The sequence below is a fragment of the Klebsiella sp. S69 genome, from assembly GCF_016516145.1.
Lineage (GTDB): Bacteria > Pseudomonadota > Gammaproteobacteria > Enterobacterales > Enterobacteriaceae > Klebsiella > Klebsiella oxytoca.
In genome coordinates, this window is sequence record NZ_JACVUU010000015.1 from 126490 (window position 1) to 151621 (window position 25132).

At 55.8% G+C, this 25132-nt stretch carries 26 protein-coding genes; 9 read left to right on the top strand and 17 right to left on the bottom strand.

Translation table 11 applies throughout. The features are described 5' to 3' along the window. Positions 1-37: 37 nt before the first annotated feature. From rlmC to IAE27_RS15975, 10 genes are all read right to left on the bottom strand, one after another. The gene (gene rlmC, locus IAE27_RS15930; protein ID WP_200092658.1) at positions 38-1168 is read right to left on the bottom strand and encodes a 23S rRNA (uracil(747)-C(5))-methyltransferase RlmC; all 1131 of its coding nucleotides are present in this window, start codon (positions 1166-1168) and stop codon (positions 38-40) included. 42 nt (positions 1169-1210) lie between these two features. Next, on the bottom strand, positions 1211-1699 hold the full coding sequence (locus IAE27_RS15935) for a YbjO family protein (protein WP_004100588.1): 489 nt from the start codon (positions 1697-1699) through the stop codon (positions 1211-1213). Between the two features lie 57 nt (positions 1700-1756). Further along, complete coding sequence (gene potI / locus IAE27_RS15940) at positions 1757-2602, bottom strand: putrescine ABC transporter permease PotI (protein WP_004100585.1); 846 nt, start codon at positions 2600-2602, stop codon at positions 1757-1759. Continuing rightward, complete coding sequence (gene potH, locus IAE27_RS15945) at positions 2599-3552, bottom strand: putrescine ABC transporter permease PotH (protein ID WP_004100583.1); 954 nt, start codon at positions 3550-3552, stop codon at positions 2599-2601. Before potH ends, potI begins: the two co-directional genes overlap by 4 nt. Before the next feature lie 10 nt (positions 3553-3562). After that, on the bottom strand, positions 3563-4696 hold the full coding sequence (gene potG, locus IAE27_RS15950) for a putrescine ABC transporter ATP-binding subunit PotG (RefSeq protein ID WP_004134592.1): 1134 nt from the start codon (positions 4694-4696) through the stop codon (positions 3563-3565). 102 nt (positions 4697-4798) lie between these two features. Next, on the bottom strand, positions 4799-5911 hold the full coding sequence (gene potF / locus IAE27_RS15955; RefSeq protein ID WP_016808083.1) for a spermidine/putrescine ABC transporter substrate-binding protein PotF: 1113 nt from the start codon (positions 5909-5911) through the stop codon (positions 4799-4801). A gap of 348 nt (positions 5912-6259) precedes the next feature. After that, positions 6260-6739 carry a YbjN domain-containing protein gene (locus IAE27_RS15960; protein ID WP_004100577.1) on the bottom strand — a complete coding sequence of 160 codons (480 nt, stop codon included), beginning with the start codon at positions 6737-6739 and terminating at the stop codon, positions 6260-6262. 88 nt (positions 6740-6827) lie between these two features. Continuing rightward, entirely contained in the window at positions 6828-7730 is a 903-nt protein-coding gene (gene rimK, locus IAE27_RS15965; protein ID WP_004100575.1) for a 30S ribosomal protein S6--L-glutamate ligase, read from the bottom strand. A gap of 116 nt (positions 7731-7846) precedes the next feature. Then, positions 7847-8569, bottom strand: a complete 723-nt coding sequence (gene nfsA / locus IAE27_RS15970; protein WP_004111822.1) for a nitroreductase NfsA — start codon at positions 8567-8569, stop codon at positions 7847-7849. Then, entirely contained in the window at positions 8553-8843 is a 291-nt protein-coding gene (locus tag IAE27_RS15975; RefSeq protein WP_004100569.1) for a YbjC family protein, read from the bottom strand. The genes nfsA and IAE27_RS15975 overlap by 17 nt, the downstream gene beginning before the upstream one ends. A 203-nt stretch (positions 8844-9046) precedes the next feature. On the opposite strand from IAE27_RS15975, the gene IAE27_RS15980 reads away from it, so the two are divergent. Beyond that, positions 9047-9310, top strand: a complete 264-nt coding sequence (locus tag IAE27_RS15980; RefSeq protein WP_004100567.1) for a GrxA family glutaredoxin — start codon at positions 9047-9049, stop codon at positions 9308-9310. A gap of 6 nt (positions 9311-9316) precedes the next feature. On the opposite strand, the gene ybjM is transcribed toward IAE27_RS15980, so the two are convergent. After that, positions 9317-9700 (bottom strand): inner membrane protein YbjM, encoded by a 384-nt coding sequence (gene ybjM, locus IAE27_RS15985; protein ID WP_004100565.1) that lies wholly within the window; start codon positions 9698-9700, stop codon positions 9317-9319. Positions 9701-9967: 267 nt separating this feature from the next. On the opposite strand from ybjM, the gene IAE27_RS15990 reads away from it, so the two are divergent. Further along, positions 9968-11653, top strand: a complete 1686-nt coding sequence (locus tag IAE27_RS15990; RefSeq protein ID WP_004100564.1) for an aspartate:alanine antiporter — start codon at positions 9968-9970, stop codon at positions 11651-11653. A 158-nt stretch (positions 11654-11811) separates the two neighbouring features. Here IAE27_RS15990 and IAE27_RS15995 read toward each other — a convergent pair whose 3' ends face one another. Then, positions 11812-12354: a TetR/AcrR family transcriptional regulator gene (locus tag IAE27_RS15995; RefSeq protein ID WP_004100562.1), complete on the bottom strand. Its 543-nt coding sequence runs from the start codon at positions 12352-12354 to the stop codon at positions 11812-11814. A 181-nt stretch (positions 12355-12535) separates the two neighbouring features. Here IAE27_RS15995 and IAE27_RS16000 point away from each other — a divergent pair, with 181 nt between their 5' ends. Both IAE27_RS16000 and IAE27_RS16005 read left to right on the top strand, forming a co-directional pair. After that, a complete protein-coding gene (locus IAE27_RS16000) occupies positions 12536-13738 on the top strand; it encodes an MFS transporter (protein WP_017146224.1) in 1203 nt (400 codons plus the stop codon). After that, on the top strand, positions 13738-14553 hold the full coding sequence (locus IAE27_RS16005; protein ID WP_017146225.1) for a Cof-type HAD-IIB family hydrolase: 816 nt from the start codon (positions 13738-13740) through the stop codon (positions 14551-14553). The genes IAE27_RS16000 and IAE27_RS16005 overlap by 1 nt, the downstream gene beginning before the upstream one ends. 47 nt (positions 14554-14600) lie before the next feature. Here IAE27_RS16005 and IAE27_RS16010 read toward each other — a convergent pair whose 3' ends face one another. After that, complete coding sequence (locus IAE27_RS16010; RefSeq protein ID WP_016808088.1) at positions 14601-15836, bottom strand: MFS transporter; 1236 nt, start codon at positions 15834-15836, stop codon at positions 14601-14603. A 319-nt stretch (positions 15837-16155) separates the two neighbouring features. Between IAE27_RS16010 and ybjG the strand changes: the two genes are divergently transcribed. Both ybjG and deoR read left to right on the top strand, forming a co-directional pair. Beyond that, on the top strand, positions 16156-16749 hold the full coding sequence (ybjG, locus tag IAE27_RS16015) for an undecaprenyl-diphosphate phosphatase (protein ID WP_004100554.1): 594 nt from the start codon (positions 16156-16158) through the stop codon (positions 16747-16749). Positions 16750-16873: 124 nt separating this feature from the next. Then, positions 16874-17632: a DNA-binding transcriptional repressor DeoR gene (gene deoR / locus IAE27_RS16020; protein WP_004100552.1), complete on the top strand. Its 759-nt coding sequence runs from the start codon at positions 16874-16876 to the stop codon at positions 17630-17632. A 30-nt stretch (positions 17633-17662) separates the two neighbouring features. On the opposite strand, the gene dacC is transcribed toward deoR, so the two are convergent. Further along, positions 17663-18865: a serine-type D-Ala-D-Ala carboxypeptidase gene (dacC, locus tag IAE27_RS16025; RefSeq protein ID WP_016808089.1), complete on the bottom strand. Its 1203-nt coding sequence runs from the start codon at positions 18863-18865 to the stop codon at positions 17663-17665. Between the two features lie 257 nt (positions 18866-19122). Between dacC and IAE27_RS16030 the strand changes: the two genes are divergently transcribed. Continuing rightward, complete coding sequence (locus tag IAE27_RS16030) at positions 19123-19749, top strand: glutathione S-transferase family protein (RefSeq protein ID WP_049593369.1); 627 nt, start codon at positions 19123-19125, stop codon at positions 19747-19749. A gap of 2 nt (positions 19750-19751) precedes the next feature. Here IAE27_RS16030 and IAE27_RS16035 read toward each other — a convergent pair whose 3' ends face one another. Further along, positions 19752-20864 carry a PQQ-dependent sugar dehydrogenase gene (locus IAE27_RS16035; RefSeq protein ID WP_200092661.1) on the bottom strand — a complete coding sequence of 371 codons (1113 nt, stop codon included), beginning with the start codon at positions 20862-20864 and terminating at the stop codon, positions 19752-19754. A gap of 103 nt (positions 20865-20967) precedes the next feature. Further along, the gene (gene bssR, locus IAE27_RS16040; protein ID WP_004100544.1) at positions 20968-21351 is read right to left on the bottom strand and encodes a biofilm formation regulator BssR; all 384 of its coding nucleotides are present in this window, start codon (positions 21349-21351) and stop codon (positions 20968-20970) included. A 380-nt stretch (positions 21352-21731) separates the two neighbouring features. On the opposite strand from bssR, the gene IAE27_RS16045 reads away from it, so the two are divergent. After that, positions 21732-22973: an oligosaccharide MFS transporter gene (locus tag IAE27_RS16045; protein WP_162098348.1), complete on the top strand. Its 1242-nt coding sequence runs from the start codon at positions 21732-21734 to the stop codon at positions 22971-22973. A gap of 34 nt (positions 22974-23007) precedes the next feature. On the opposite strand, the gene IAE27_RS16050 is transcribed toward IAE27_RS16045, so the two are convergent. After that, positions 23008-23487 (bottom strand): hypothetical protein, encoded by a 480-nt coding sequence (locus IAE27_RS16050; protein ID WP_026055890.1) that lies wholly within the window; start codon positions 23485-23487, stop codon positions 23008-23010. Positions 23488-23786: 299 nt separating this feature from the next. On the opposite strand from IAE27_RS16050, the gene rimO reads away from it, so the two are divergent. Beyond that, positions 23787-25112, top strand: coding sequence for a 30S ribosomal protein S12 methylthiotransferase RimO (gene rimO, locus IAE27_RS16055; RefSeq protein ID WP_070557740.1), 1326 nt, complete (start codon positions 23787-23789; stop codon positions 25110-25112). The last annotated feature ends 20 nt before the right edge of the window (positions 25113-25132 follow it).

A 25132-nucleotide genomic window follows, 5' to 3' on the forward strand; every position in this document is an offset into this window, starting at 1 on the left:
TACCCGATCTTTGCCGGCTGAAGAGTTCACATTTTGTTTATACTTCGCGAACCAGCAGGGTCAACACCTCATAGTGGGCGGTATGCGGGAACATATCGAATAGCTGGACGCGCGCGATGCGGTAGCCATTCAACCGGGCGATATCTTTCGCCATCGTGCGGGCGTTGCAGCTGGAGTAGATAATAAAATCCGGCGCCATACGGTTTAAATAGTCGCACAGTCCGTCGCCGATACCCCGACGCGGCGGGTTCACCAGTACCAGATCGGGAATTTCGCCTTCGCCGGTAGCAAACTGCGTGGAATCGAGCGCCTGGAAATGCAGATTCTGCAGGCCGAGCTGCGCCGCCGATTGTCTGGCGCAGGCGATGGCCTCAGCGGCGATCTCAATCCCGGTCAGGCGCATCTCCGGCGTGGCGCAGTGCAGACCAAAGCCGCCAACGCCGCAAAAGAGATCCCACATATGATTAACTGGTAGCTGGCGCACCCAGTCGCGAGCGGTGGCATACAGCCGGCTGGCCACCGCCGGGTTGGTCTGAAAGAAGCTTTGCGGGCGGATCCAGAGCGGCACGCCGTTAAAGTTTTCCGCCAGCGCCTGCTGGTCGGTGAGGAAAATTTCCCGCTCTCCTTCCATGATGGCCATATGCACCGGCTGAATATTGGCGGTAATCACTTTCAGCTGCGGCAGCTGCGCCTGGAGCGCCGGCAGCGCGGCGCGCAGCTGGGCCAGCTTGGTCTCCGAACGCAGAACAAAGCGCAGCATCATCCCGCCGTCGAGCCGGCTTTCGGTCAGCAGAATGTACTTCAGCTCTCCGCGCCTGCGGGCAACGTTATAGGGCGTGAGTCCGGCGCGGGCGATAAACGGCTTGAGCGCAGCGAAGACGGGGGCGAAGCCTGGCGGATAGAGCGGGCAATCGGTGAGGTCTTCAGGGGAGCCATCACGGTGCAGCATTCCGAGCAGCGGGCGCTCTACGCTACCGCTGACCACCATTTTCGCTTTGTTGCGAAACCCGCTTTCCGGGCCGCAAACCGGCGCGCACCAGTCAGCGACGGGGGCATCGGCGAGAAGCGTGCGCAAATCGGCCATTTTATCGGCGAGCTGTTGCGATACCGGCAGTTCCAGCCACTGGCAGGAGCGACAGCGGCCCGCGTCATAGAGTGCGCAGTGCATAACAAGACCTTCAAAAAAACAGGGGCGGGGATTGTATCACCGTTACTGTAAACGGAAAAAGCGTCGGCACGGGGCCGGAACAAACAGCATGGCCAGCACCAGTAGATCCGGCAGCTTTTGCAGCACCAGAGAACGAAATATCTCGCGCTTCGATTCACCGGCAATGCTAAACAGCTCAGGATAACCGTAGCCCAATGAAGCGGCCCACAGGTAGCCAATCACGATAATCTGCGTCAACAGGAACAGCCAACGCGCCCAGTTGCGCCCTTTTACCAGCGAAAACGCGCACCAGATTTCAATAAATACCAGCACCAGACTTGAGAGAAACACCAGGGTGAGCGCCCACGTCTGCACGCTGCGATGGACAAAATCCGCGATTCCCTGAACGCCAAGCTGGTTGAGGATCATTAGCAAATCCAGGCCGCGGATTAAAATAATGGCGAAGGCCGCCACCTGCACCAGCGCAGGAACGTTAAGACGAGCATGAGACGAACGCGTTTTAGTAAACAATCCCAACGTAAAGTCTTCCATGAAAACGGCGCCACAAATGCGGCGCCGATGTTAACTCTATTGCAGATTTTAGGTGGTTCAGCCGCTTCTTGCACGCTGGATATCGCGCACCCGCTGCTTTTCCGCGCGGGCCATCAAATACCAGGCGATAAAACCAACAATCCCGACCACGCCGAGGATTAACGTTGCCAGGGCATTAATCTCCGGGTTAACCCCCATGCGCACGCTGGAGAAGACCAGCATCGGCAGCGTCGTCGCCCCCGGCCCGGAAACAAAGCTGGCAATAACCAGGTCGTCGAGCGACAACGTAAAGGCCAGCAGCCAACCGGAGACCACCGCCGGCATAATCATCGGCAGCGTAATGACGAAAAAGACCTTCAGCGGCGCGGCGCCCAGATCCATCGCCGCCTCTTCAATAGAGTGGTCCAGCTCACGCAGGCGCGATGAAATGACCACCGCGACGTACGCGGTACAGAAGGTGACGTGCGCCAGCCAGATGGTCAGCATGCCGCGATCCGACGGCCAGCCAATTGAATGCCCCAGCGCGACAAACAGCAGCAGCAGCGACAGGCCGGTAATCACATCGGGCATCACCAGCGGCGCGGTGATCATAAAAGCAAAGCCGTTTGAACCGCGGAAGCGGCCAAAACGCACCATCACCACTGCGGCAATGGTACCGAGGATCGCCGCCGCCGTCGCGGCGCAGGCGGCAATGGTCAGACTTAAGCCTACCGCGCTCATCATCGCATCGTCATGAAACAGCTCGCGATACCAGCGCGTCGACCATCCGGCCCATACCGTCACCAGCTTTGAGCTGTTGAACGAGTAAATCACCAGCATCAGCATCGGCGCATACAGAAAGGTAAAGCCAAGCAGCAAAATGACGATTCGCCACGGCGAACGGACTACCGGTAAATTATTCATCCGTGTTCCCCCACCTGTTTTTGCTGATGCTTGTGGAACCACATGATCGGTACGATCAGCAACAGCAGCATCACGATCGCTACCGCCGAAGCCACCGGCCAGTCGCGGTTGTTAAAGAACTCCTGCCACAGCACGCGGCCAATCATAATACTGTCCGGGCCGCCCAGCAGTTCCGGGATAACGAACTCCCCTACCGCCGGAATAAATACCAGCATCGACCCGGCAATAATCCCGCCTTTGGTGAGCGGGACGATCACCTGGAAGAAGGTCTTCAGCGGCCGGGCACCCAGATCCAGCGACGCCTCAACCAGCGAGTAATCGATGCGCGTGAGGGCGGTATAAATCGGTAGCACCATAAACGGCAGATAGGCGTAAACAATACCGATATAGACCGCCAGGTTGGTGTGCAGGATCTCCAGAGGCTGGTCGATAACCCCCAGCCACAGCAGGAAGTTGTTCAGCACGCCGTTGCTTTTCAGCAGCCCCATCCAGGCATAGACGCGGATCAGGAACGACGTCCATGACGGCAGAATGACCAGCAGCAGCAGGATATTCCGGGTCGATGGCTTACTGTGCGCCACCGCCCACGCCAGCGGATAACCCAGCAGCAGACAGCAGAACGTTGAGATCCCTGCCACCTGGAGCGACTGCAGATACGCCTCAAAATAGAGAGGATCGTCGGTAAGCTGCAGGAAATTACCGAGATTCAGCGTTAACGTTAGCTGGCCGTCGGCCCACTCCAGCAGATCGGTGTAGGGCGGGATCGCCCGCGCCATCTCCGCCAGGCTGATTTTAAAGACGATCAGAAATGGCAGCAGGAACAGCAGGATCAGCCATATGTAAGGCAGCGCAATCACCAGCTTTCGCCCGTGGGCCATCTGCAGCCGCGCCAGCCACAGCGCGAAACCGCCCGGTTTGTTTACGCCTGACGGGGGTTCTAATGTACTCATTGCCCTCTCCTCACACCGTCAGCACGACGCAGCTATCGGCGTCCCAGCATAAACGGACTTCATCGCCCCAGGTTGGCGCCCCTTTGCGGTAACGGTGCTCGTTCTGCAGCTGAGCGCTGAGCATCTGCCCGCTTTTCAGGCGCACATGGTAGATAGACAGGTCACCGAGATAGGCAATATAGATAACCTCACCTACCGCGAAGTTATAGCCATCCGCCGGTGGGTCCTCGCAGAGCATAATTTTTTCCGGACGCAGAGCCACCCACACCGGGACGTTATCGACGACGGAGGCATCGGGATCGACCTTCAGCGGATGCGTCAGGCCCGGGGAATCCAGTACCAGTCCATCTTCCTGGCGCTCTTTCACCAGCCCTTCAAAGACGTTAACCGAGCCGATAAACTCCGCGCTGTAGCGGGTAGTTGGGTGCTCGTAAATTTCCTCCGGCTCGCCGATCTGTACGAACTTGCCGCGGTTCATAATGGCGATACGCCCCGCCATGGTCATCGCCTCTTCCTGATCGTGGGTCACCATCACGCAGGTGACGCCGACGCGCTCAAGAATATCGACCACTTCCAGCTGCATCCTGTCGCGCAGCTTCTTATCCAGCGCGCCCATCGGCTCGTCAAGCAGCAGCAGTTTCGGTCTTTTCGCCAGGCTGCGGGCCAGCGCCACGCGTTGACGCTGACCGCCGGAGAGCTGATGCGGTTTACGCTTTGCGAACTCCTGCATATGCACCAGCGCCAGCATCTCCTGCACCCGACTGGTGATTTCAGCCTTAGGCAATTTGTCCTGCTTGAGGCCAAAGGCGATGTTCTGCTCCACCGTCATATGGGGAAAGAGCGCATAGGACTGAAACATCATGTTAATCGGCCGCTGATACGGCGGAACCCGCGCCAGATCGACGCCATCCAGGACAATCTGCCCGGCGGTAGGCTGTTCGAATCCCGCCAGCATGCGCAGCAGGGTTGACTTGCCGCAGCCGGATGCGCCCAGCAGGGCAAAAATTTCGCCTTTATAAATGGTGAGATTGACATCATCGACGGCGTGCTGGCCATCGAAGGACTTCGTTAAATTACGGATTTCGAGCAGCGGGGTCAGCGCTTTGGGGGTTTTCGCCTGCGGGCGAGGAATTACATCATTCACGGGGTGTTCTCCGGCAGAAATCAAATCATGGTGCAGGCGCACCATAACGGTGCGCCTGTTGCCGGCAGCGCGACGCTGATCCGGCCTACAACTCACGGAGAATTACTTACCGCTTTTCACCTTCGTCCATGCGCGAGTACGCACGCGATCGATTTTCGGATCCTGGACTTTCAGGGTGAACAGCTTGGCGAAAACGTCAGCCGGAGGGTAGATGGCCGGATTGCTGCGGATCGCTTCGCTGACCAGCGGCGTAGATGCTTTGTTGCCGTTAGCGTAATAGACATGATCGCTAATATGCGCGATAACGTCCGGACGCATCAGATAGTTCAGGAATTGATAAGCCTCTTCTTTGTTTTTCGCATCTGCCGGCATAGCGAAGACGTCAAAGAACGCCAGCGCGCCCTCTTTCGGGATAAAGTAGGAAACGTTGACCCCGTTCTTCGCTTCTTTCGCCCGGTTAGCCGCCTGCCATACGTCGCCCGCCCAGCCGATCGCGACGCAGATATCGCCGTTCGCCAGGTCGTTGATGTACTGCGAAGAGTGGAAGTAGCGAATATTCGGACGCAGCTTCAGCAGCAGGTCGGTTGCCGGGCCAGTGTAGTCATCGGCTTTGGTGCTATTAGGATCTTTGCCGAGGTAGTTCAGCACGGTGGCGAAAATCTCTTCCGGGGCATCAAGGAAGGAGACGCCGCAGCTTTTCAGTTTCTCCAGATTTTCCGGCTTCATCACCAGATCCCAGCTGTCCAGCGGCGCATCTTTGCCCAGCACGGCTTTCACTTTATCGATGTTATAGCCTATGCCGGTTGTCGCCCACAGGTAGGGAATCGCGTATTTATTGTCCGGGTCGTGCTTCGCGACCAGCTTCAGCACTTCCGGATCGAGATTTTTCCAGTTGGGGAGCTTGCTCTTATCCAGCGGCTGGAACACCCCTGCCGCCAGCTGGCGCTCGAGGAAGCTGGCCGACGGCACCACCAGGTCAAATCCGGTGCTGCCCGCCATAAGCTTACCCTCCAGCACTTCATTGGAGTCAAAAACGTCATACACCACTTTAATACCGGTCTCTTTTTCAAAATTCGCCACCGTATCCGGGGCAATATAATCAGACCAGTTATATACATGCAGGGTTTTTTGTTCGGCTGCGAGCGAACCGGCAGAGACGGCCATCAGCGCACCCGTAACCAGACCTGTTAACCATTTTTTACCAAAGGCGGTCATATCTCTTATTCCTTCTCAATGCCCGTTAACAAGCGGGCTGAATATACGCACTTGTTCGCATGCAATAATCATGCATATTTTTTCAATGCCTAAGAAAAGGAGAGAGGACCTCTCCCGGAATGGTTGCCCGCAACTGGAAGCAGCGTCAGAATAACTGTAGCCAGAATAAGAGGCTATAGCCCAGGAGAAAAAACGGCTTTTATCAATTTTTTATGCAATAAGGGTCTATGTGATAAGCCGAAAACGGCGGAATGGCGGTGAAAAATTCTTTACAGGAAGGTTAACAACAGAATAATCGCGGGTAATACGCAGCCACCATGGCAGTGACTGCGCTATTTTTCGCCAGCCTCAGTGAAGAAAATGGTACTGAATATTCTCAGCTATCGGCTCTTCTTCCTCAGACTTATACAGCACCTGGTTAGCGCTGGCTTCAAGGATGACCATCGATATCTGTTCTTCGCTCTGGCGGAAAAACCATGCAAACTGATCGATCGTCACGCCGACGCCGACGGTCAACGCCTGGCAAACCACCAGTTTCGGCAGATTATCATCCTGAATATCGAGGAAAGCTTTCACCGTCAACGAGCTGGCGTTAATCGCAGAAAGATCGGCGGAAAGCGGCAGGAGCGCGGAGGGTTTCACCTCAGCCAGCGCGGAGAAAAGCACCACGTTATCAACCAGGTCAAGTTTGGCATCAAAAATGCCTTCGAAATTTTGCATATGCGGCAGGTGCAGTGCCTGGCAGGAATCACACTCAAAAAAGCTGATGCCCAATTCGTCGAGCCATTGACGTAACGTATCAAGACCCGGAACGACCAGTGAATCCATATGACCTGTGACCTCTTACTGTGAAAATGCGACGCCATAGCTTACGCAAAAAAAGCGCCGTATTCCATGACGGTGTCGCGAAAGGCAGCTATCCCCCCATTTTCAGACAAAATCCGGGCGTCGCTTGTCGTTCAATCCAGGCGATCATCTTGCCGGCAATATCGACGCCGGTGGTGGTTTCAACCCCCTCCAGCCCCGGAGAAGCGTTCACTTCCATCACCAGCGGTCCGCGCGTGGCGCGCAGTATATCCACGCCCGCCACGTCCAGCCCGAGCGTTTGCGCCGCCTTAATGGCCATTTCACGCTCCTGCTCGCTGATAAGCGCCACCGAGGCTACGCCGCCGCGATGCAGGTTGGAGCGAAAATCGCCCTCCTTGGCCCGCCGCTCAATCGCCGCGACCACTTCATTACCCACCACGAGGCAGCGCACGTCCCGGCCTTTCGCCTCGGCGATATACTCCTGAACCAGAATATGCGCATTCAGGCCGCGAAAAGCGTCAATAACGCTCTCTGCCGCCTGGCGCGTTTCGGCCAGCACAACGCCGATCCCCTGCGTCCCCTCCACCAGCTTGACCACCAGCGGCGCGCCGCCAACCATGGCGATCAGATCGCTGGTGTCGTCCGGCGAGTGGGCAATACCGGTGAGCGGCAGGTCGATGCCCTGGCGCGCCAGCAGCTGGAGCGAGCGCAGCTTGTCGCGGGCGCGGGTGATGGCTACCGATTCATTCAGCGGGTAGCTGCCGAGCAGCTCAAACTGACGCAGCGCCGCGGTGCCGTAGTAGGTGATCGCCGTGCCGATACGCGGGATCACGGCGTCAAAATGCGGGAGCTGGCGGCCTTTATAGTGAATTGACGAGGCCACCGGGCTGACGTTCATATAGCAGGAAAGCGGATCGAGGATTTCCACCTGATGACCGCGTTTTTGCGCGGCTTCGCGCAGGCGTCGACATGAATAAAGCGTTCCATCCCGGGATAATATGGCAATTTTCACCCTGCACCTCTGCGAAAAGACCCGCTCTGGCGGGCCTCTGAGTAGCAAACAACGTTTTAAATTAGCGCTGACCTGCGGAATTTCCTTGCGTCAGACCGGGTGCAGTTTACACGCAATCAGCGCGTAGCCCATCCCTGCTTATGCAGATATTCCAGAATAAATGGCCGGCTTTCTTTGACGATAGTCCGGCGGATATGGTCGCTCCAGGTATCGCGACGCGTGTTGCTGCCGCGAGAGAGATAATAGTGCGCCAACTGCTCGTCATATTCAGCAAGGACCGTCTCATCCAGCGGCTGATAGTGATTTTCATGAACCAGCATCGCCGACGGCATGCGCGGTTTCACTTCCGGATTATCGTCAGGCCAGCCAAGGCACAGGCCAAACAGCGGCATTACGTGCTGTGGGAGCTTCAGCAGCTGGGTCACCGCATCAATATTGTTACGCAGCCCGCCGATATAGACGCCGCCCAGGCCAAGAGATTCCGCCGCCACCAGCGCATTCTGCGCCATAATCGCGGTGTCGACGCAGCCCAGCAGGAGCTGTTCGGCGAGCCCCAGCTGAGCGTCCGGGCAGATTTGCAGATTGCGGTTAAAATCAGGGCAGAATACCCAGAATTCCGCAGCCTGCGCCACGTGCTGCTGTCCGCCGCTCAGCGGCACCAGCTGTTGACGTATTTCCGGGTCGGTAACGCGAATAATTGAGGTACATTGTAAAAAACTGGAGCTGGAGGCTCCCTGCGCGCTGGCGATAATTGCGGCGCGCTGTTCTTCGCTGATCGGCGCGTCGGTAAAATGGCGAATAGAACGGTGGCTACGCAGCAGCTCAATGGTCGGCGTCATCTCGTTTTTCTCTGTCAGGCAATGATGAAGGGGAATTTTTCGTTTGCGTCAACTGCGGGGCAACAACTTTCGCCACACGCCAGATTAACGCCACGGCGGCCGGAAGCATCAGCAGGATCCCCGCGAAGATCATCAGCAGCGCCGCTGTCGGGCTGGAAAACGGCGCAGGCAGGCTGACGTACTGATTAAGCGAGAGCCAGGCCAGGGTCAACAGCACCATGCCGATAAACTCAACTACCAGAACGCTTTTGGGTAATGCTGCAGGCGATCGCATAACGCTCCTCCGGTCCAAAGCAATCACGCAACCGGGTAAAAAAGTCGCGTATCAGAGGGAGTATAGCGGTTTCATCAGCAGAATATTTAACAAACATAGCCTTAAGCCATCAAAGCAAAAGGCAGAACCTTCTTTTCCTCGTCGCCATAACGCGGCATGATACGCCCCATTCGCCATCCGGCTGAGGTTTAAGGAGAGAGAGTATGTTTACGGTAATTTTTGGTCGTCCAGGTTGCCCATATTGCGTTCGCGCCAAAGAACTGGCGGAAAAACTGAGCAACGAGCGCGATGATTTTAACTATCGCTACATTGATATCCACGCTGAAGGCATCAGCAAAGCCGATCTGGAGAAAACCGTGGGTAAACCGGTTGAAACCGTACCGCAGATTTTTGTCGATCAGAAGCACATTGGCGGCTGCACCGACTTTGAAGCCTGGGCGAAAGAGAATCTCGGTCTGTTTGCCTGAGACGACTCACTCCTCTGACGAGGGCTTGCGTCTGGTATCAAGCCAGGCGCAAATAAATAAAAAGCACAGCGCGCCCAGCGCGCACCAGAACACCGCGCTAAATAGCCACGCCAGTTCCTGCCAGAAAGATCGTTGAGTGACGAAGAATAACCGCATGACGACCAGACAAATAGGCGCAGCCAGCATAGCGCCGATAAGCGGACGCAGCACCCGCTGACCCGGGGAGAGGCAGCTTGCCGCCGCACCGGGTAGCAAAAAGAACAGCAGCCCGAGCTCAGGGTTACCGGTAGCCCGAAAGGCGCCTTTCATATGTAACAGCAGCGATAAGCAAACCACGATAAATAGAAAGAACCCACAGATAATACCGGCCCAAGCACGCTCAGATTTCACGACATCCTCCTGATTTTGCCTCTAACCAACTTCCACTTCGCCCAGTCAGATAAAGATTCTGGCAATCCATGCCAATAAAAGATCCCGTCAAGGTAATAACGATTGTTGCTAGCCGCAGCCCCCAGGAAAGATTAAACTATCGACTATATTTTGCTGGTTATAACGGGATGCCAGAATAGCGTTCGGGACAACGCGAACACTGGACCAACCTTAGACCAAATAACCATTTCCTTCAACAACTTACTAGTAAATGAGAAGTTGGCTTTCGTGAATATAAACGTCGCAGATTTGTTAAACGGGAATTACATCCTGTTATTGTTCGTTGTACTTGCACTGGGACTCTGCCTCGGGAAACTGCGTCTCGGGTCGGTACAACTTGGTAATTCCATTGGCGTTTTAGTGGTTTCCCTATTATTAGGGCAGCAGCATTTCAGTATTAACACTGACGCCCTCAATCTCGGCTTTATGCTGTTTATTTTTTGCGTCGGCGTAGAAGCGGGACCCAACTTTTTTTCTATTTTTTTTCGCGATGGGAAAAATTACCTGATGCTCGCGCTGGTAATGGTCGGCAGCGCAATGCTGATCGCCATGGGACTGGGTAAGCTCTTCGGCTGGGATATCGGCCTGACGGCCGGGATGCTCGCCGGCGCGATGACGTCCACTCCCGTGCTGGTCGGCGCCGGGGATACGCTTCGCCACTTCGGCATGCCCAGCGATCAGCTCGCCCTTTCGCTCGATCATCTGAGCCTCGGCTATGCGCTGACCTATCTGATTGGCCTGGTCAGCCTGATCGTCGGCGCCCGCTATATGCCGAAGCTGCAGCATCAGGATTTGCAGACCAGCGCCCAGCAAATCGCCCGCGAGCGCGGTCTCGATACCGACTCCCGGCGTAAGGTCTATTTACCGGTGATCCGCGCCTACCGCGTCGGTCCGGAGCTGGTGGCGTGGGCTGATGGTAAAAATCTGCGCGAGCTGGGTATTTACCGCCAGACCGGCTGCTACATTGAGCGCATCCGCCGCAACGGCATTCTCGCGAACCCGGACGGCGATGCGGTGCTGCAGATGGGCGATGATATCGCCCTGGTGGGTTACCCGGATGCCCATGCCCGCCTCGACCCAAGCTTCCGTAACGGCAAAGAGGTCTTCGACCGCGATCTGCTCGATATGCGCATCGTCACCGAAGAGATCGTGGTCAAAAACCACAATGCCGTCGGCCGTCGCCTGGCGCAGCTGAAGCTGACCGACCACGGCTGCTTCTTAAACCGCGTCATTCGCAGCCAGATCGAAATGCCTATCGACGATAACGTGGTGCTCAACAAGGGCGATGTGCTGCAGGTCAGCGGCGACGCGCGTCGCGTTAAAACCGTCGCCGATCGTATCGGCTTCATCTCCATTCACAGCCAGGTGACCGACCTGCTCGCCTTCTGCGCCTTCTTTATCGTTGGCCTGATGATCGGCATGATCACCTTCCAGTTCAGTTCGTTCAGCTTCGGCATCGGTAACGCCGCCGGTCTGCTGTTTGCCGGCATTATGCTCGGCTTCCTGCGCGCCAACCATCCGACGTTCGGCTACATCCCGCAGGGCGCGCTGAATATGGTGAAAGAGTTCGGCCTGATGGTATTTATGGCCGGCGTGGGGCTCAGCGCGGGCGCCGGGATTAACAACGGCCTCGGCGCCGTTGGCGGTCAGATGCTGGCGGCGGGCCTGATCGTCAGCCTGGTACCGGTGGTTATCTGCTTCCTGTTCGGCGCGTACATCCTGCGCATGAACCGCGCGATGCTCTTCGGCGCCATGATGGGCGCCCGTACCTGCGCGCCGGCGATGGAAATTATCAGCGATACTGCCCGCAGCAATATTCCGGCGCTGGGATACGCGGGGACCTACGCCATCGCTAACGTATTGTTAACCCTGGCAGGTACGCTGATTGTCATCATCTGGCCGGGACTACAGTGAATTTTTTAAGAAAAAAAACGCGCATACGCAGAACTTTTTTTGCTGGCATCAGTCATAAGTAGTGCCACTGCTTTTCTTTGATGTCCCCATTTTGTGGAGCCCATCAACCCCGCCACTTAGGTTCAAGGTTGATGGGTTTTTTGTTTTCTGCGCCCCACTCACTCTCCCGCCAGCCTTCCCACCATCAGTCGAATTGCTTCTCTGGATAGCGGCGCTCTGTCGGTCACGAAGTGCAGCGTCATACCCTCGATAAAGGCGTCAAGCCCGCGGGCCGTTGCTGGTTCAAACCACTGTTCCAGAGTCTGCTGGCTGCGCAGCATCCAGTTTTGCATGACTGCTTTTAAATTCGGCTGGCTGCTGCAAAAAGCATACAGCTGATACATCAGCTCCATATTGCGTGCGGTGGTCACCTGGGCGCTGAATATCAGCTCGGCAATCGCGTCACAGGCCTCTTCGCGGCTATGCACATCGGCAAAAAACAGCTGATACTGCGCCGACATCTGGCCGGTAAACAGGCTGAACGCTTCTTCGACCAGCGCCTCGATACCGCTGAAATAGTAGGTCAGCGAGCCCAGAGGCACGCCCGCACAGGTGGCGATTTTCCGATGCGTGACCGCGTGGATGCCGTGTATCGCGATCGTGTCCAGCGTCGCCTGCAAAATCCGCTCCCGACGCTGCGGGTCGTTTGGTCGACGGGCCATCAGTGTTCCTCTCTCATTTAAATAGGCGCTTAATCCCTTAGCGGATGCTGGGCGCATTCCTCAGGCTGAATCGAATCATAGAGGTCAATAAAAAAACATTCTTCAGCAAGCAGCCTGGATGTACAAATGTACACAACCTTGCTACTGTTGTCTGCATCTCTCCACTCTCGGGCATTTACGGATGACAGCGCAAACCTCCCGCAGAGCCCTTCAGCTAAGGCTGTGGGCGCTCTTCATGTTCTTTTTTATCCCTGGATTACTCATGGCCTCATGGGCGACCCGCACGCCGGCGATTCGCGATCTGCTCGCGCTCTCGACGGCGGAAATGGGGATTGTATTATTTGGACTATCAATAGGTTCGATGAGCGGTATCCTCTGCTCAGCGTGGCTGGTCAATCGATTCGGCACCCGAAAAGTGATTCGTACCACCATGTCCTGCGCGGTGGTCGGCATGCTGGTCCTCAGCGCCGCGCTATGGTTTACCTCGGCGGTGCTGTTTGCTGTTGGCTTAGCCATCTTCGGCGCCAGCTTTGGCTCAGCGGAAGTGGCGATTAACGTTGAAGGCGCCGCCGTTGAACGCGAAATGAATAAAACCGTGCTGCCGATGATGCATGGTTTCTACAGCTTCGGCACGCTCGTCGGCGCCGGAATAGGCATGGCGGTCACCGGCTTCGGCCTGCCCGCCGCGCCGCACATTCTGCTGGCGGCGCTGGTGGCTGTCGCCCCCATCGCTATCGCCATTCGCGCAATTCCGGAAGGTACCGGCAAGAATGCAGCGGAAGCGGCGCGCCATGAAGGCAAAGGCCTGCCGATATGGCGAGATGCTCAGTTGCTGCTGATTGGCGTCATCGTCCTGGCCATGGCCTTTGCCGAGGGTTCCGCCAACGACTGGCTGCCGCTGCTGATGGTGGACGGCCACGGCTTCAGCCCGACTTCCGGGTCGCTGATTTACGCGGGCTTCACCCTCGGTATGACCCTCGGCCGTTTTACCGGCGGTTGGTTTATTGACCGCTACAGCCGGGTGACGGTGGTTCGCGCCAGCGCGGTCATGGGCGCGCTGGGCATTGGCCTGATTATTTTTGTCGATAACCCGTGGGTCGCCGGCCTCTCCGTACTATTATGGGGACTCGGCGCATCGCTCGGCTTCCCGCTGACCATTTCCGCCGCCAGCGACACTGGCCCGGATGCGCCGAAGCGCGTCAGCGTGGTGGCGATTACCGGCTACCTCGCCTTCCTCGTCGGGCCGCCGCTGCTGGGCTTCCTCGGCGAGCACTTCGGCCTGCGTAGCGCCATGATGGTAGTGCTGGCATTGGTGCTGGTCGCGGCCATCGTCGCCCGGGCGGTTGCGAAGCCACACTCTGAACCCGTGATGGAGAACAGTTAATGAGCATCAAATTGATTGCGGTAGACATGGATGGCACCTTTCTGAGCGATGCCAAAACCTATAACCGTCAGCGCTTCCTCGCCCAGTATCAGCGGATGCGCGAGCAGGGCATCCGCTTCGTCGTCGCCAGCGGCAACCAGTATTACCAGCTTATCTCCTTCTTCCCGGAGGTAGCGCACGAGATCGCCTTTGTCGCCGAAAACGGCGGCTGGGTGGTCAGCGCCGGAGAAGATGTATTTAACTGCCGGATGCCGCAGGAACATTTCAATACCGTCATCGATCATCTCCAGACGCTGACCAACATTGAAATCATCGCCTGCGGTAAGCGCAGCGCTTATACCCTCAACCAGTATAATGATGAGCTGAAAGCGGTCGCGGCAAAGTACTATCATCGCCTCGAACTGGTCGACGACTTTAATCATATTGCTGATGATGCGATTCTGAAATTTGGCCTCAACGTCCCGGACCAGCTGATCCCTGAGATACAGCCGAAGCTACACGCCGCGCTTGGCGATATGGTAACCGCAGTCGCTACCGGCTACGGCAGCATTGACCTGATTATTCCTGGGGTACACAAAGCTAACGGCCTGCGCATCCTGCAGGAGCGCTGGGGGATCGACAATCATGAAGTGGTCGCCTTTGGCGATAGCGGCAACGATATTGAAATGCTGCAGCATGCCGGCTTCGGTTACGCGATGGCCAACGCCGCCGCGCCGGTGAAGGCCGTTGCTGGCTATCGTGCGCCGCACAATAACGAAGAAGGCGTACTGCATATCATTGATAAAGTGCTTAATCGCGAAGCGCCGTTCGTCTGAGACAGCGCCTGCTGCGGCGCGTAACGTCGCAGCAGGTCATTGGAGATTTACTGCGGTTCGAGGGAGCTGCCTACGCGTTTGTCCTTCAGGAAGTAGACCGTCATCGCCAGCCAGAGCACCCCGCTAAGCAAATTCAGCAAACTGAAGAGTCCGCTGCCGCCAGACTCATAGGCGTGCTTGCTCACTTCAATACCCACGGTAAAGATCAGCATTTGCAGCATCCCCATCGCCGCCGATACCGTCCCCTTGCTCATTTCGCTGGCAAACAGCGTCAGGCGCACCAGCCCGGCGTTAGCAAGCCCAATGCCGAAGGCGTAAACGCTCAGCCCGGCGGTCATCCACAAATAAGCGTGCGTCGAGGCGACCGTAGCGACGGCGGAGATCAGCAGGCCAAGCATAATTGGCCAGCCGCCGAGGATAATCAACGAACGCACCGTTTTGCGGGAAGTCTGGCGCGCCAGCACCAGGTTACCGGCGATCAACGCGCCAAAGATTGGCACCTGCAGCAAGCCATATTCGTAACTGGTCGCCTGCTCGCCGCTAATGATAATCACCGGCGACTGGGCTATCCACGCCAGCAGCGGCAGGCTGACAAAACCGGTGGCCAGCGCGCCGGCGACAAAGCGCAGGTTTTTCAGCACTTCACGATAATCACGCCCCAGCTCTTTTACCGATAGTTTCTCACCCATGCGGGTGGCGGTTTCCGGCATCGCCCGCTGTAGCCCGAAGAAGGCGATAGCGGCCAGTACGGCAAACAGGACAAACATCATCTCCCACGGCAGGATATGTACCCAGGCCGCGCCCACCAGCGGCCCAAGCAGCGGCGCAATCAGCGCGACGTTGGCCATTAATGCGGTAATCTTGATGCATACCGCCTCTTCAAAAGACTCCTGTATCGCCGCATAGCCAACCGCGCCAATAAAGCACAGGCTGATACCCTGCAAAAAGCGTAGCAGCGTGAACTGCTCAATAGTTTGCGCCAGCAGCGTCGCCAGGCAGGTCACGATAAACCACACCACCCCGGTCAGCATGACCGGACGGCGGCCGATGCGGTCCGAAAGCGGGCCCAGCAGCCACTGTAAAAACATACCGCCGGCGAGATAGGCGGTCATGGAGGTCGGAACCCATTCATTGCCAACGCCAAACTCTTCCACGACCGAGAGCATGCCCGGCTGGATCATATCATTGCCGATATAGGTGGCGAATTCGTATAACACCAGGCACAGCGGAAAGAGCAGCGCCTGACGTCCGAGGCGTTTGCCTGAAAGCGAAGAATTGTGCATGAAATCTCTTATTTAAATAAAACCGCGCAAAGTTTAATGAAAGTCGTGCCGGGGAGATAGCGAATTGTGAGCGATGACGAAAAATATCGCCATTCTGCAACCTCTTCGCCACCAGCGAATAAAAAATCCCGCTGTATGTATTTCGTTTATGTTTCAATTAGATTACACACTATATACTCCTTTATTCAGTCTGTTAACGAAGATACATGCAAGATTTCACTCATAACAAACTGATAATTAAGAAAATACTGCTTTACCTTAGCGCTACCGTTTCTTAGGGTGGGCGGCTTGTTGATAACGGATTAAAGAGCCCGGACGTATGCTGGAAAATATTAACTACTCGCTGTTTGCATTACTCAATGCCACTCCCTCGTCCCCGTGGTGGGCGATAGAGATCGCGACGTTTATCGCCAAAGACCTGATTATTATTGTGCCATTATTGGTATTAGCCTTATGGCTTTGGGGTCCAAACCAGCGTCAGCTAGTATTTAAGGTGATGATGGCATTAGCCATTAGTCTTACGCTGTCATGGATATTCGGCGCGCTTTTTCCGCACGAACGGCCGTTCGCCGCCGGTATGGGTTATAACTTCCTGCACCACTCGCCCAACAACTCCTTCCCGAGCAATCACGGCACCATCTGCTTTACCTTTGCGCTGGCCTTTATGTTCTGGCACCGCCTGTGGTCGGGAGTCCTGCTTTTCGCCGTTGCCTGCGCAATTGCCTGGTCCAGGGTCTATCTCGGCGTTCACTGGCCGATGGATATGCTGGGCGGACTTCTCACCGCGATGAGCGCCTGTCTAAGCGCCCAGCTTTTGTGGCAAAGCGGCGGAAAGACCCTTTATCAGCATCTGCAGCGGCTGTACCGCCTGTTCTTTTCGCTACCGATTCGCAAAGGCTGGGTGCGCGAATAACCTGTTTCTCAGCCGCCGGTAAATTGCGGCAGAGCCCAACGCCTGCGCGTGACTAACCCTCTTTCGGCAGGTAAAATCGCCGCTGACGCCCTGTCGATGCAGGGCGCTTTAGCCTAGAGGGAATATGGAAACTCGTCGTGACGAACGCATCAGCCAGCTTATTCAGGCACTCAAGCGCAGTGATAAACTGCATCTAAAAGAAGCGGCCACCCTGCTTGGGGTGTCGGAGATGACTATTCGTCGCGACCTCAACGGCCACAGCGGCCCGGTCGTTTTGCTGGGCGGCTATATCGTTCTGGAGCCGCGCAGCGCGACGCACTATCTGCTAAGCGACCAGAAAACGCGCCTTGTTGATGAAAAACGCCGCGCCGCCCGCCATGCGGCAAAGCTGCTTGAGGCCCATCAGATGGCCTTTTTCGACTGCGGGACCACCACGCCGTGGATTATCGATGCCATCGACAACGCCCTGCCGTTTACCGGGGTCTGCTATTCGCTCAACACCTTCCTTTCCTTGCAGGAAAAGCCACAGTGCCGCGCGATTTTGTGCGGCGGCGAGTTCCACGCCAGCAACGCCATTTTTAAACCGCTGAGCCTGCAGGATACGCTAAGCCATCTTTGCCCGGATATCGCGTTTTATTCCGCCGCGGGCGTCGATTGCGAGCAGGGAGCGACCTGCTTTAACCTCGAGGAGCTGCCGGTTAAACACTGGGCGATGAAAAGCGCGCGCTACCACGTGCTGGTCGTCGATCACAGTAAATTTGGCAAAGTTCGGCCGGCGCGGATGGGCGATTTATCGCAGTTTGACGTGATTGCCAGCGACGTGTGTCCGGATGACGAGCTGCTTACGCTGGCGAAAGAAAAACAGATTTCACTTCTTTACTAAAACCGCGCCCCGCAGGGCGCGGCCTGCATTTTACGAGAACCAGCCGCCGAACCAGCCGTGCAGTTTCATCAGCACGAAATCGATCATCCGGCTAAAGAACCCGCCTTCATTGACCGCTTCCATAACAATCAGCGGCCGCTGTTCAATGGTTTTATCATTCAGTTTAAAGTCGATGGTGCCGACAACCTGCCCTTTAGTCAGCGGTGCGGTCAGCTGCGTATCATTCAGGGTGTAGCTGGCCTTCAGGTTTTTCAGCTGGCCTTTCGGCAGCGTGATGGAACCGGCATCGCCCGCGCCAAGCTTCGCTTCACTGCTATCGCCAAACCAGACGCGCTGGGTAATGAAGGTGGCATCAGGTTTAATCGGCGTCACGGTTTCATAAAAGCGGAAGCCCCAGGTCAGCAATTTTTCAGATTCGTTAAATCGGATACGGTCAGTTTTGGTGCCGAGCACGACGGCAATCAGGCGCATGTCGTTTTGCGTTGCGGAAGAGACCAGATTGTAGCCCGCACCGGCGGTGGTTCCGGTTTTCACGCCGTCAGCGTTAAGGTTCGTGCTCCACAGCAGGCGGTTACGGTTCGGCTGACGAATTTTGTTGAAAGTGAACTCTTTTTCTTTGTGGATCGCATACTCTTCCGGCACATCATGGATCATCGCTTTGGTCAGCAGCGCCATATCGCGGGCAGTACTGAACTGACCCGGCGCATCAAGCCCGTGCACGGTCTTAAAGGTGGTATTGGTGAGGCCCATCTTCTGCGCATAGCCGTTCATCAGGCTGACAAACGCATCCTGGCTGCCCGCCACGTAGTCGGCAATCGCGATGCTGGCGTCGTTGCCGGACTGAATGATAACGCCCTTGTTAAGATCTTCCACCGACACCTGCATTCCAGGCTTGAGGAACATCACCGAGGAGCCGCGCAGCGCCGGGTTACCGGTGGCCCACGCATCGCGCCCGATGGTCACCATATCCGTAGACTTAATCTTACCCGCCTTTAGCGCCTGGCCGACAACGTAGCTGGTCATGATCTTGGTCAGGCTTGCCGGATCGAGTTTTTCATCGGCATTGCCTTCGCTGAGTACTTTGCCGCTGGCATAGTCCATCAGGATCCAGGCGCGCGCGTCAATGGATGGCGCATCGGGGAGTTGTTCCGCAGCCTGCACCGCAGGCGCGACGAGAAATAAAAGCGCGCAGCCTGCCGCGAGGCCGCGAAGGGAAAAAGCATCATGCGTCATAAGAGCCACCCAAGTATCCTTTCCAAACAAAAATATGCCGCCACACTCGTTCCGCGCCGGAGCAGCCGGTGAGTAAAGCGTACAAATGACCTTAAAGAAACAGCGAGTTGGTAAAGTTTTTAAAGTTTACGCAATAACCTCGCGCGGCGCTGCAAACAGCGCAATTTTTTTGATCGCGGTTGCCTAAATATTAACTTTATTCCAACATGAATGCTCACTACGCCGCAATGGCGGCGAAATAAAAAGCAGGAGCGGATATGATTACGCTGTGGGGCAGAAATAACTCAACCAATGTGAAGAAAGTGCGCTGGGTGCTGGAAGAACTCGACCTCCCGTATCAGCAAATTCTGGCAGGCCTGGAGTTCGGTCTGAATCACGATCCGGCCTATCTGGCCATGAACCCCAACGGTCTGGTACCGCTGTTGAAAGATGCAACGACCGATATCGTACTCTGGGAATCAAACACCATTATCCGCTATCTGGCCGCGCAGTATGGTCAGAATCGCCTGTGGGTGGAGTCGCCAGCCGAGCGCGCCCAGGGAGAAAAATGGATGGACTGGGCCAACGGTTCGCTCTCGCCTGCCCATCGACCCGTTTTAATGGGCCTGGTCAGAACGCCGGTAGAAAAACGCGATCCTGCCGCCATTGAAGCCGGTATTGCCGCCTGCGAGACGCTGTTCGCTATTCTGGACGACGAGCTGTCGCGCCATCAGTGGCTGTCGGGCGATGCCTTCGGCCTCGGCGATATCGCCGTCGCGCCGTTCGTCTACAACCTGCTGGAAACGGTAAAAACCTGGCAGCCGCGCCCGCATCTGCAGCGCTGGTACCAGCAGATCGGCGAACGTCAGGCCTGGCGCAACGTGGTGATGATCCCGGTCACCTGATTTTAACCCGCCGGACTCACCTTCAGCAGCTCACCGTTGGATTCGTCGGTTAACACATACAAATAACCATCGGGTCCAACGCGTACGTCGCGAATGCGTCTACCGCGATCGCTCAGAATGCGCTCCTGCTCCGTGACTTTATTGCCATCAACCTTGAGCACAATGAGCGATTCATCCTTCAGCGCGCCGATAAACAGCCTGTGTTGCCACTGCGGAAAAACCTGCGCGTTGTAAAACGCCATACCGCTCACCGCCGGCGACTTCTCCCAGACAAATAGCGGCGCTTCGGTGCCTTCCGCCTTTTTGCCTTTGGCTTCCGGGATCGGAAGGCCGCTGTAGTTAATGCCGTGCGTCGCCAGCGGCCAGCCGTAGTTTTTACCTTTTTGCACGATATTGATCTCATCCCCGCCGCGCGGCCCGTGCTCATGTAACCACAGCGTATCGCTCCACGGGTTCATCACCAATCCCTGAGGGTTACGAATTCCGTAAGACCAGATTTCAGGCCTGACGCCAGACTGGCCGACAAAAGGATTATCGGCCGGGACCTTGCCATCAGCCGTTAGCCGCACCACTTTTCCCTGCAGCTTATCGAGATCCTGAGCGGTTGAACGCTGGTTATTCTCTCCGAGACCGATAAACAGATGACCGCGACCGTCGAACGCCAGCCGTCCGCCAAAATGATTGCCGGTAGAGAGCTTCGGCTGCTGGCGGAACACCACCTGGAAGTTTTCCAGACGCTGGAGATCCTCGCTCAATCGGCCATAGCCCACCGCGGTCCCGGCTTTATCCTCATCCCCGCCCTCGGCATAGCTCAGCCAGACCCGGCGCGACTGGGCAAAGTCCGGTGCCAGCGCCACGTCCAGCAAACCGCCCTGCCCGTTAGCCCAGACCTGCGGTACGCCCGGGATCGCCGACGAGAGGCCTTTGTCGCGCTGCCAGAGCTTGAGTTCGCCGCCGCGCAGGGTGATCAAAATACCGCGATCGTCCGGCAGGAAGGCCAGCGCCCACGGGTGTTCGAGCTGGTTCTGCAACACCTCCACGCGCTCCCGGGCGGCAAGGACGGCAGTGGGTAACAGCAGCGCGGTAAGCGCTATCAGGGTGACGGTCTGGCGCATGGCATACTCCTTTTGTCAGCAATGCTGATAAGGGTAGCCAGCGTGGGGAAGCGGGAAGGGATTTTTACATAACATTAATCAGGGGGAGCAGGCTCCCCCTGTCTCAGGCGTGGGTAATGGGGGCAAAATCATTCAATTTATGAATGTTTAGCCGCAATACCGCCAGGCAGCTTTCCAGTTTATCTACGTTGACCGCAATGTAGGACGGGCAATCATGATGTCCGCTTAGCAGGCATACCGCCGCGGAAGCGACGGCTTCGCCCGCAAGGCGCAGGGCTTCCTTTTCCTCCGGCGCAACGGCGTGCTGCAGGCGCGGCGCGTATTCACGCATTTCATGGCACAGTTCAAACAAGTTATCACGTAGATGGTCGTTTTCGCTGACTGACATATAGCCTTTTGCTTTACGCAACTGTAAATAAGCATCAAGATCAATGGAGGCATTAATCAGCTTATTCATCAGGTTACGATACAGTCTGTCAACGTTCATCTCAGTTCCTCCTCTATCGTCCTTCACCATAATTATGATATGGTTATTTTTTGTACAAAACGCTGTGTGAGATCAATAATTCTCAGGTCATTAACATTATTTACAATGTTACAACTAAGATTATAATCCTCGCCTGCTCAACCTGCGCCCTTCAAGCAAAAATGTTATACGCTCTCAATCAAGATCAATTCTTTTCCATGTGATGAAAAATTATTTTTTTGCCGCAATGATCACAAATTAGCGCCATTCACATTGCCTGAAAATGTCACCGGGTGTCATATCACCTCACAAATATGTAATACGTATAACAAAACAGGTCACAGCAGGTTGCTCTATCTTGCTTGTAACCTTTGACGCTATCGCTTGAAGGAACAGAAATGATTAATCCCGGCAGAAGAAACTATATCTTGTTGAGTCTTTTCGACTTCCTCTACCTCTTCGCCTGGTCCTCGACCATGGCATTCTTTGTTATCTGGACGACCCAGCATCTCGGGATTAGCGCCACGAAAACCGGCCTGCTCTACTCGGTTAACGCCTTTATTGCCCTGCTGATGCAGCCCTTCTTTGGCTTTATTTCCGATAAATTCGGCCTGAAAAAACGACTCATCTGGTTTCTCGTCGCCATGCTGCTACCGGTGGGTCCGTTCTTTATTTATTTATATGCACCGCTGCTGGTGCACAGCTTCTGGCTGGGCGCGCTGCTCGGCGGGGTATACCTGGGGATTATTTTTAACTCCGGCTGCGGGGTGATCGATTCGTATATCGATAAAATTTCGCGGCGCTACCAGTTCGAATATGGCCGCGTAAGGATGTGGGGATCGTTAGGCTGGGCCGCCGCGGCGTGGATCGTCGGTAAGTATATCGACAGCAATCCGAACCTTGCTTTCTGGCTGGCCAGCATCGCCATTGTGATTGCCGCGATCTGTTTTATGCTGACCAAAATCGAACTGAGCGAAGCGGAGATGCAGAAAACCAGCGCGCTGAAAGTTTCCCATGCCCTTGAGCTGGCGAAGAACGGGCAGTTCTGGATGCTGCTGGTCTTCACCCTTTTCGTCACGCAAATCTACGATACCTACGATCAGCAGTTTGCCCAGTACTTTTCCCTGCAGTTCCCGACGCCCGAGGAGGGGAATCGCTGGTACGGCATTCTGGCCTCCATTCAGGTGTGCGGGGAGACGCTGTTTTTATGCCTGATGCCGTGGTTTGTAAACCGCACCGGCGCGAAGTGGGCGCTGATCATCGCCGGACTGATCATGTCGGTCCGTATCGTAGGCTCCGCGATCCCGCTGGGTCCGGTGTGGATCGGCGCGGTCAAAATGATGCATGCGCTGGAAAAACCGCTGATCCTGGTGTCAGTATTTAAATTCATCGCCGCCAACTTCGACAACAAGCTGTCATCGACGGTTTACCTGCTGGTGCTGTTTGTCGCCTCCATCGCCACCGCCGTTTACTCGCCGCTGGCGGGGTATTTGTATGACACTATCGGCTTCGCGCAGACGTATTATATTCTGGGCGGTGTCGCCGGGGTATTTACGTTAATTTCGGTATTTACGCTTCGCGATAATAGAGAACCAACCGCGCCGGGGTCTGCGCCAGGCGCTGGCGTTGCGCAAAGCCATTAATCATCAATTCGCCCGGAAGCGGCTTTCGGGCGAATCAACGAAAACTCCACTGCACGCTCACCACAAATATCGCCGGGATAATAATCCCGGTTTCTACGCCGAAATAAGGGGTAAAATTGTACTGCAGGCCATGATAAATATAGGGAGAGAAACCGACGCCGGTCAGTTTCTTCGCCGTTCGATAGGTACCTGAATCGCCGCAATCGCTAAAAGCTTTAAAGAAGAACTCCCCGGTGTAGGCATAGACGCCCTTAAACGTCCAGCCATTTGTCCCCGCATACCAGTCTCTCCTTGCCCCCAGAGAGAGGCAGCGATCGTCAAAACTATTTTTCATGGTCCCGACTAACAGGCTGTACTTCGAATCTGCCGACAGCTTGCGCTCAACGGAAAAAAATTGATTATTGAATTTTTCGTTATATTGGCCGTGATTGCCGGTCATATGATAGACAAATGAACCGGTATTCACTGAATATAACGCCAGCTCGTCGGCATAAACTGGCGCTGTGCCAATCATTACCAGCGCGCACGCTGAACCACCCAACTTTTTAAACATCGGAAACCTGATAAAAAATGAAAATCCATAGCAGTGACTATTTTACTGTTTCTGGCTTAAACCTGATTTAAACCACCCTGCGCTGGCTCCGGCGGTAAAAGATGAATAACGGCGTTATTTTTCTCAACAATACGGATAATCAACGCCGTAAAAAGAGATGCTGCTGTCTGCGGGCTAACAAGAAAAGGAGTATAAACTTTCCGCCGATCTCTGTAGAATCCCTGCCCTGACCATCCCAATAATTGAACACTTTTTAAGCTATGAGCAATGTCACCCCTCAGCCGAAGATCGGCTTTGTCTCTCTGGGCTGCCCGAAAAATCTGGTGGACTCAGAACGTATCCTGACTGAACTGCGTACCGAAGGGTATGATGTGGTTCCCTCCTACGATAACGCTGATATGGTTATCGTTAACACCTGCGGCTTTATCGATAGCGCCGTGCAGGAGTCGCTGGAAGCGATTGGCGAAGCGTTGAAAGAAAACGGCAAAGTGATCGTCACCGGCTGCCTGGGCGCAAAAGAAGATCAGATCCGCGAGGTGCATCCGAAGGTGCTGGAAATTACCGGCCCGCACAGCTATGAACAGGTGCTGGAGCACGTCCACCACTACGCGCCGAAGCCTAAACATAACCCGTTCCTGAGCCTGGTGCCGGAACAGGGCGTGAAGCTGACGCCGCGTCATTACGCTTACTTAAAAATTTCTGAAGGCTGCAACCATCGCTGCACCTTCTGCATCATCCCGTCCATGCGCGGCGATCTCGTCAGCCGTCCGATTGGTGAAGTGCTGGCGGAAGCCAAACGCCTGGCCGACGCGGGGGTAAAAGAGCTGCTGGTGATTTCTCAGGACACCTCCGCCTACGGCGTCGATGTTAAACATCGCAGCGGCTTCCACAACGGTATGCCGGTTAAAACCAGCATGGTTAGCCTGTGCGAAGAACTGGCTAAGCTTGGCATCTGGGTGCGCCTGCACTACGTCTATCCCTATCCGCACGTTGATGATGTGATCCCGCTGATGGCGGAAGGCAAAATTCTGCCCTACCTCGATATCCCGCTGCAGCACGCCAGCCCGCGCATTCTCAAGATGATGAAGCGTCCGGGCTCCGCCGACCGTCAGCTGGCGCGTATCAAGCAGTGGCGCGAAGTCTGCCCGGAACTCACCCTGCGCTCGACCTTTATCGTCGGCTTCCCGGGCGAGACGGAAGAAGATTTCCAGATGCTGCTGGACTTCCTGAAAGAAGCCCGCCTCGACCGAGTCGGCTGCTTCAAGTACAGCCCGGTAGAAGGCGCGACCGCCAACGAACTGGCGGATCAGGTACCGGAAGACGTTAAAGAAGAGCGCTGGAACCGCTTTATGCAGCTTCAGCAGCAGATCTCCGCCGAACGTCTGCAGGAGAAAGTCGGCCGCGAAATTATGGTGCTGATCGACGAAGTCGATGAAGAAGGAGCCATTGGCCGCAGCATGGCCGATGCGCCAGAAATCGACGGCGCGGTGTACCTCAACGGCGAAAGTAAAGTCAAACCGGGCGACGTTGTGCGAATAAAAGTCGAACACGCCGACGAATACGATCTGTGGGGCAGCCGGGTTTAATTCCGCCCGCTGAACCTGTC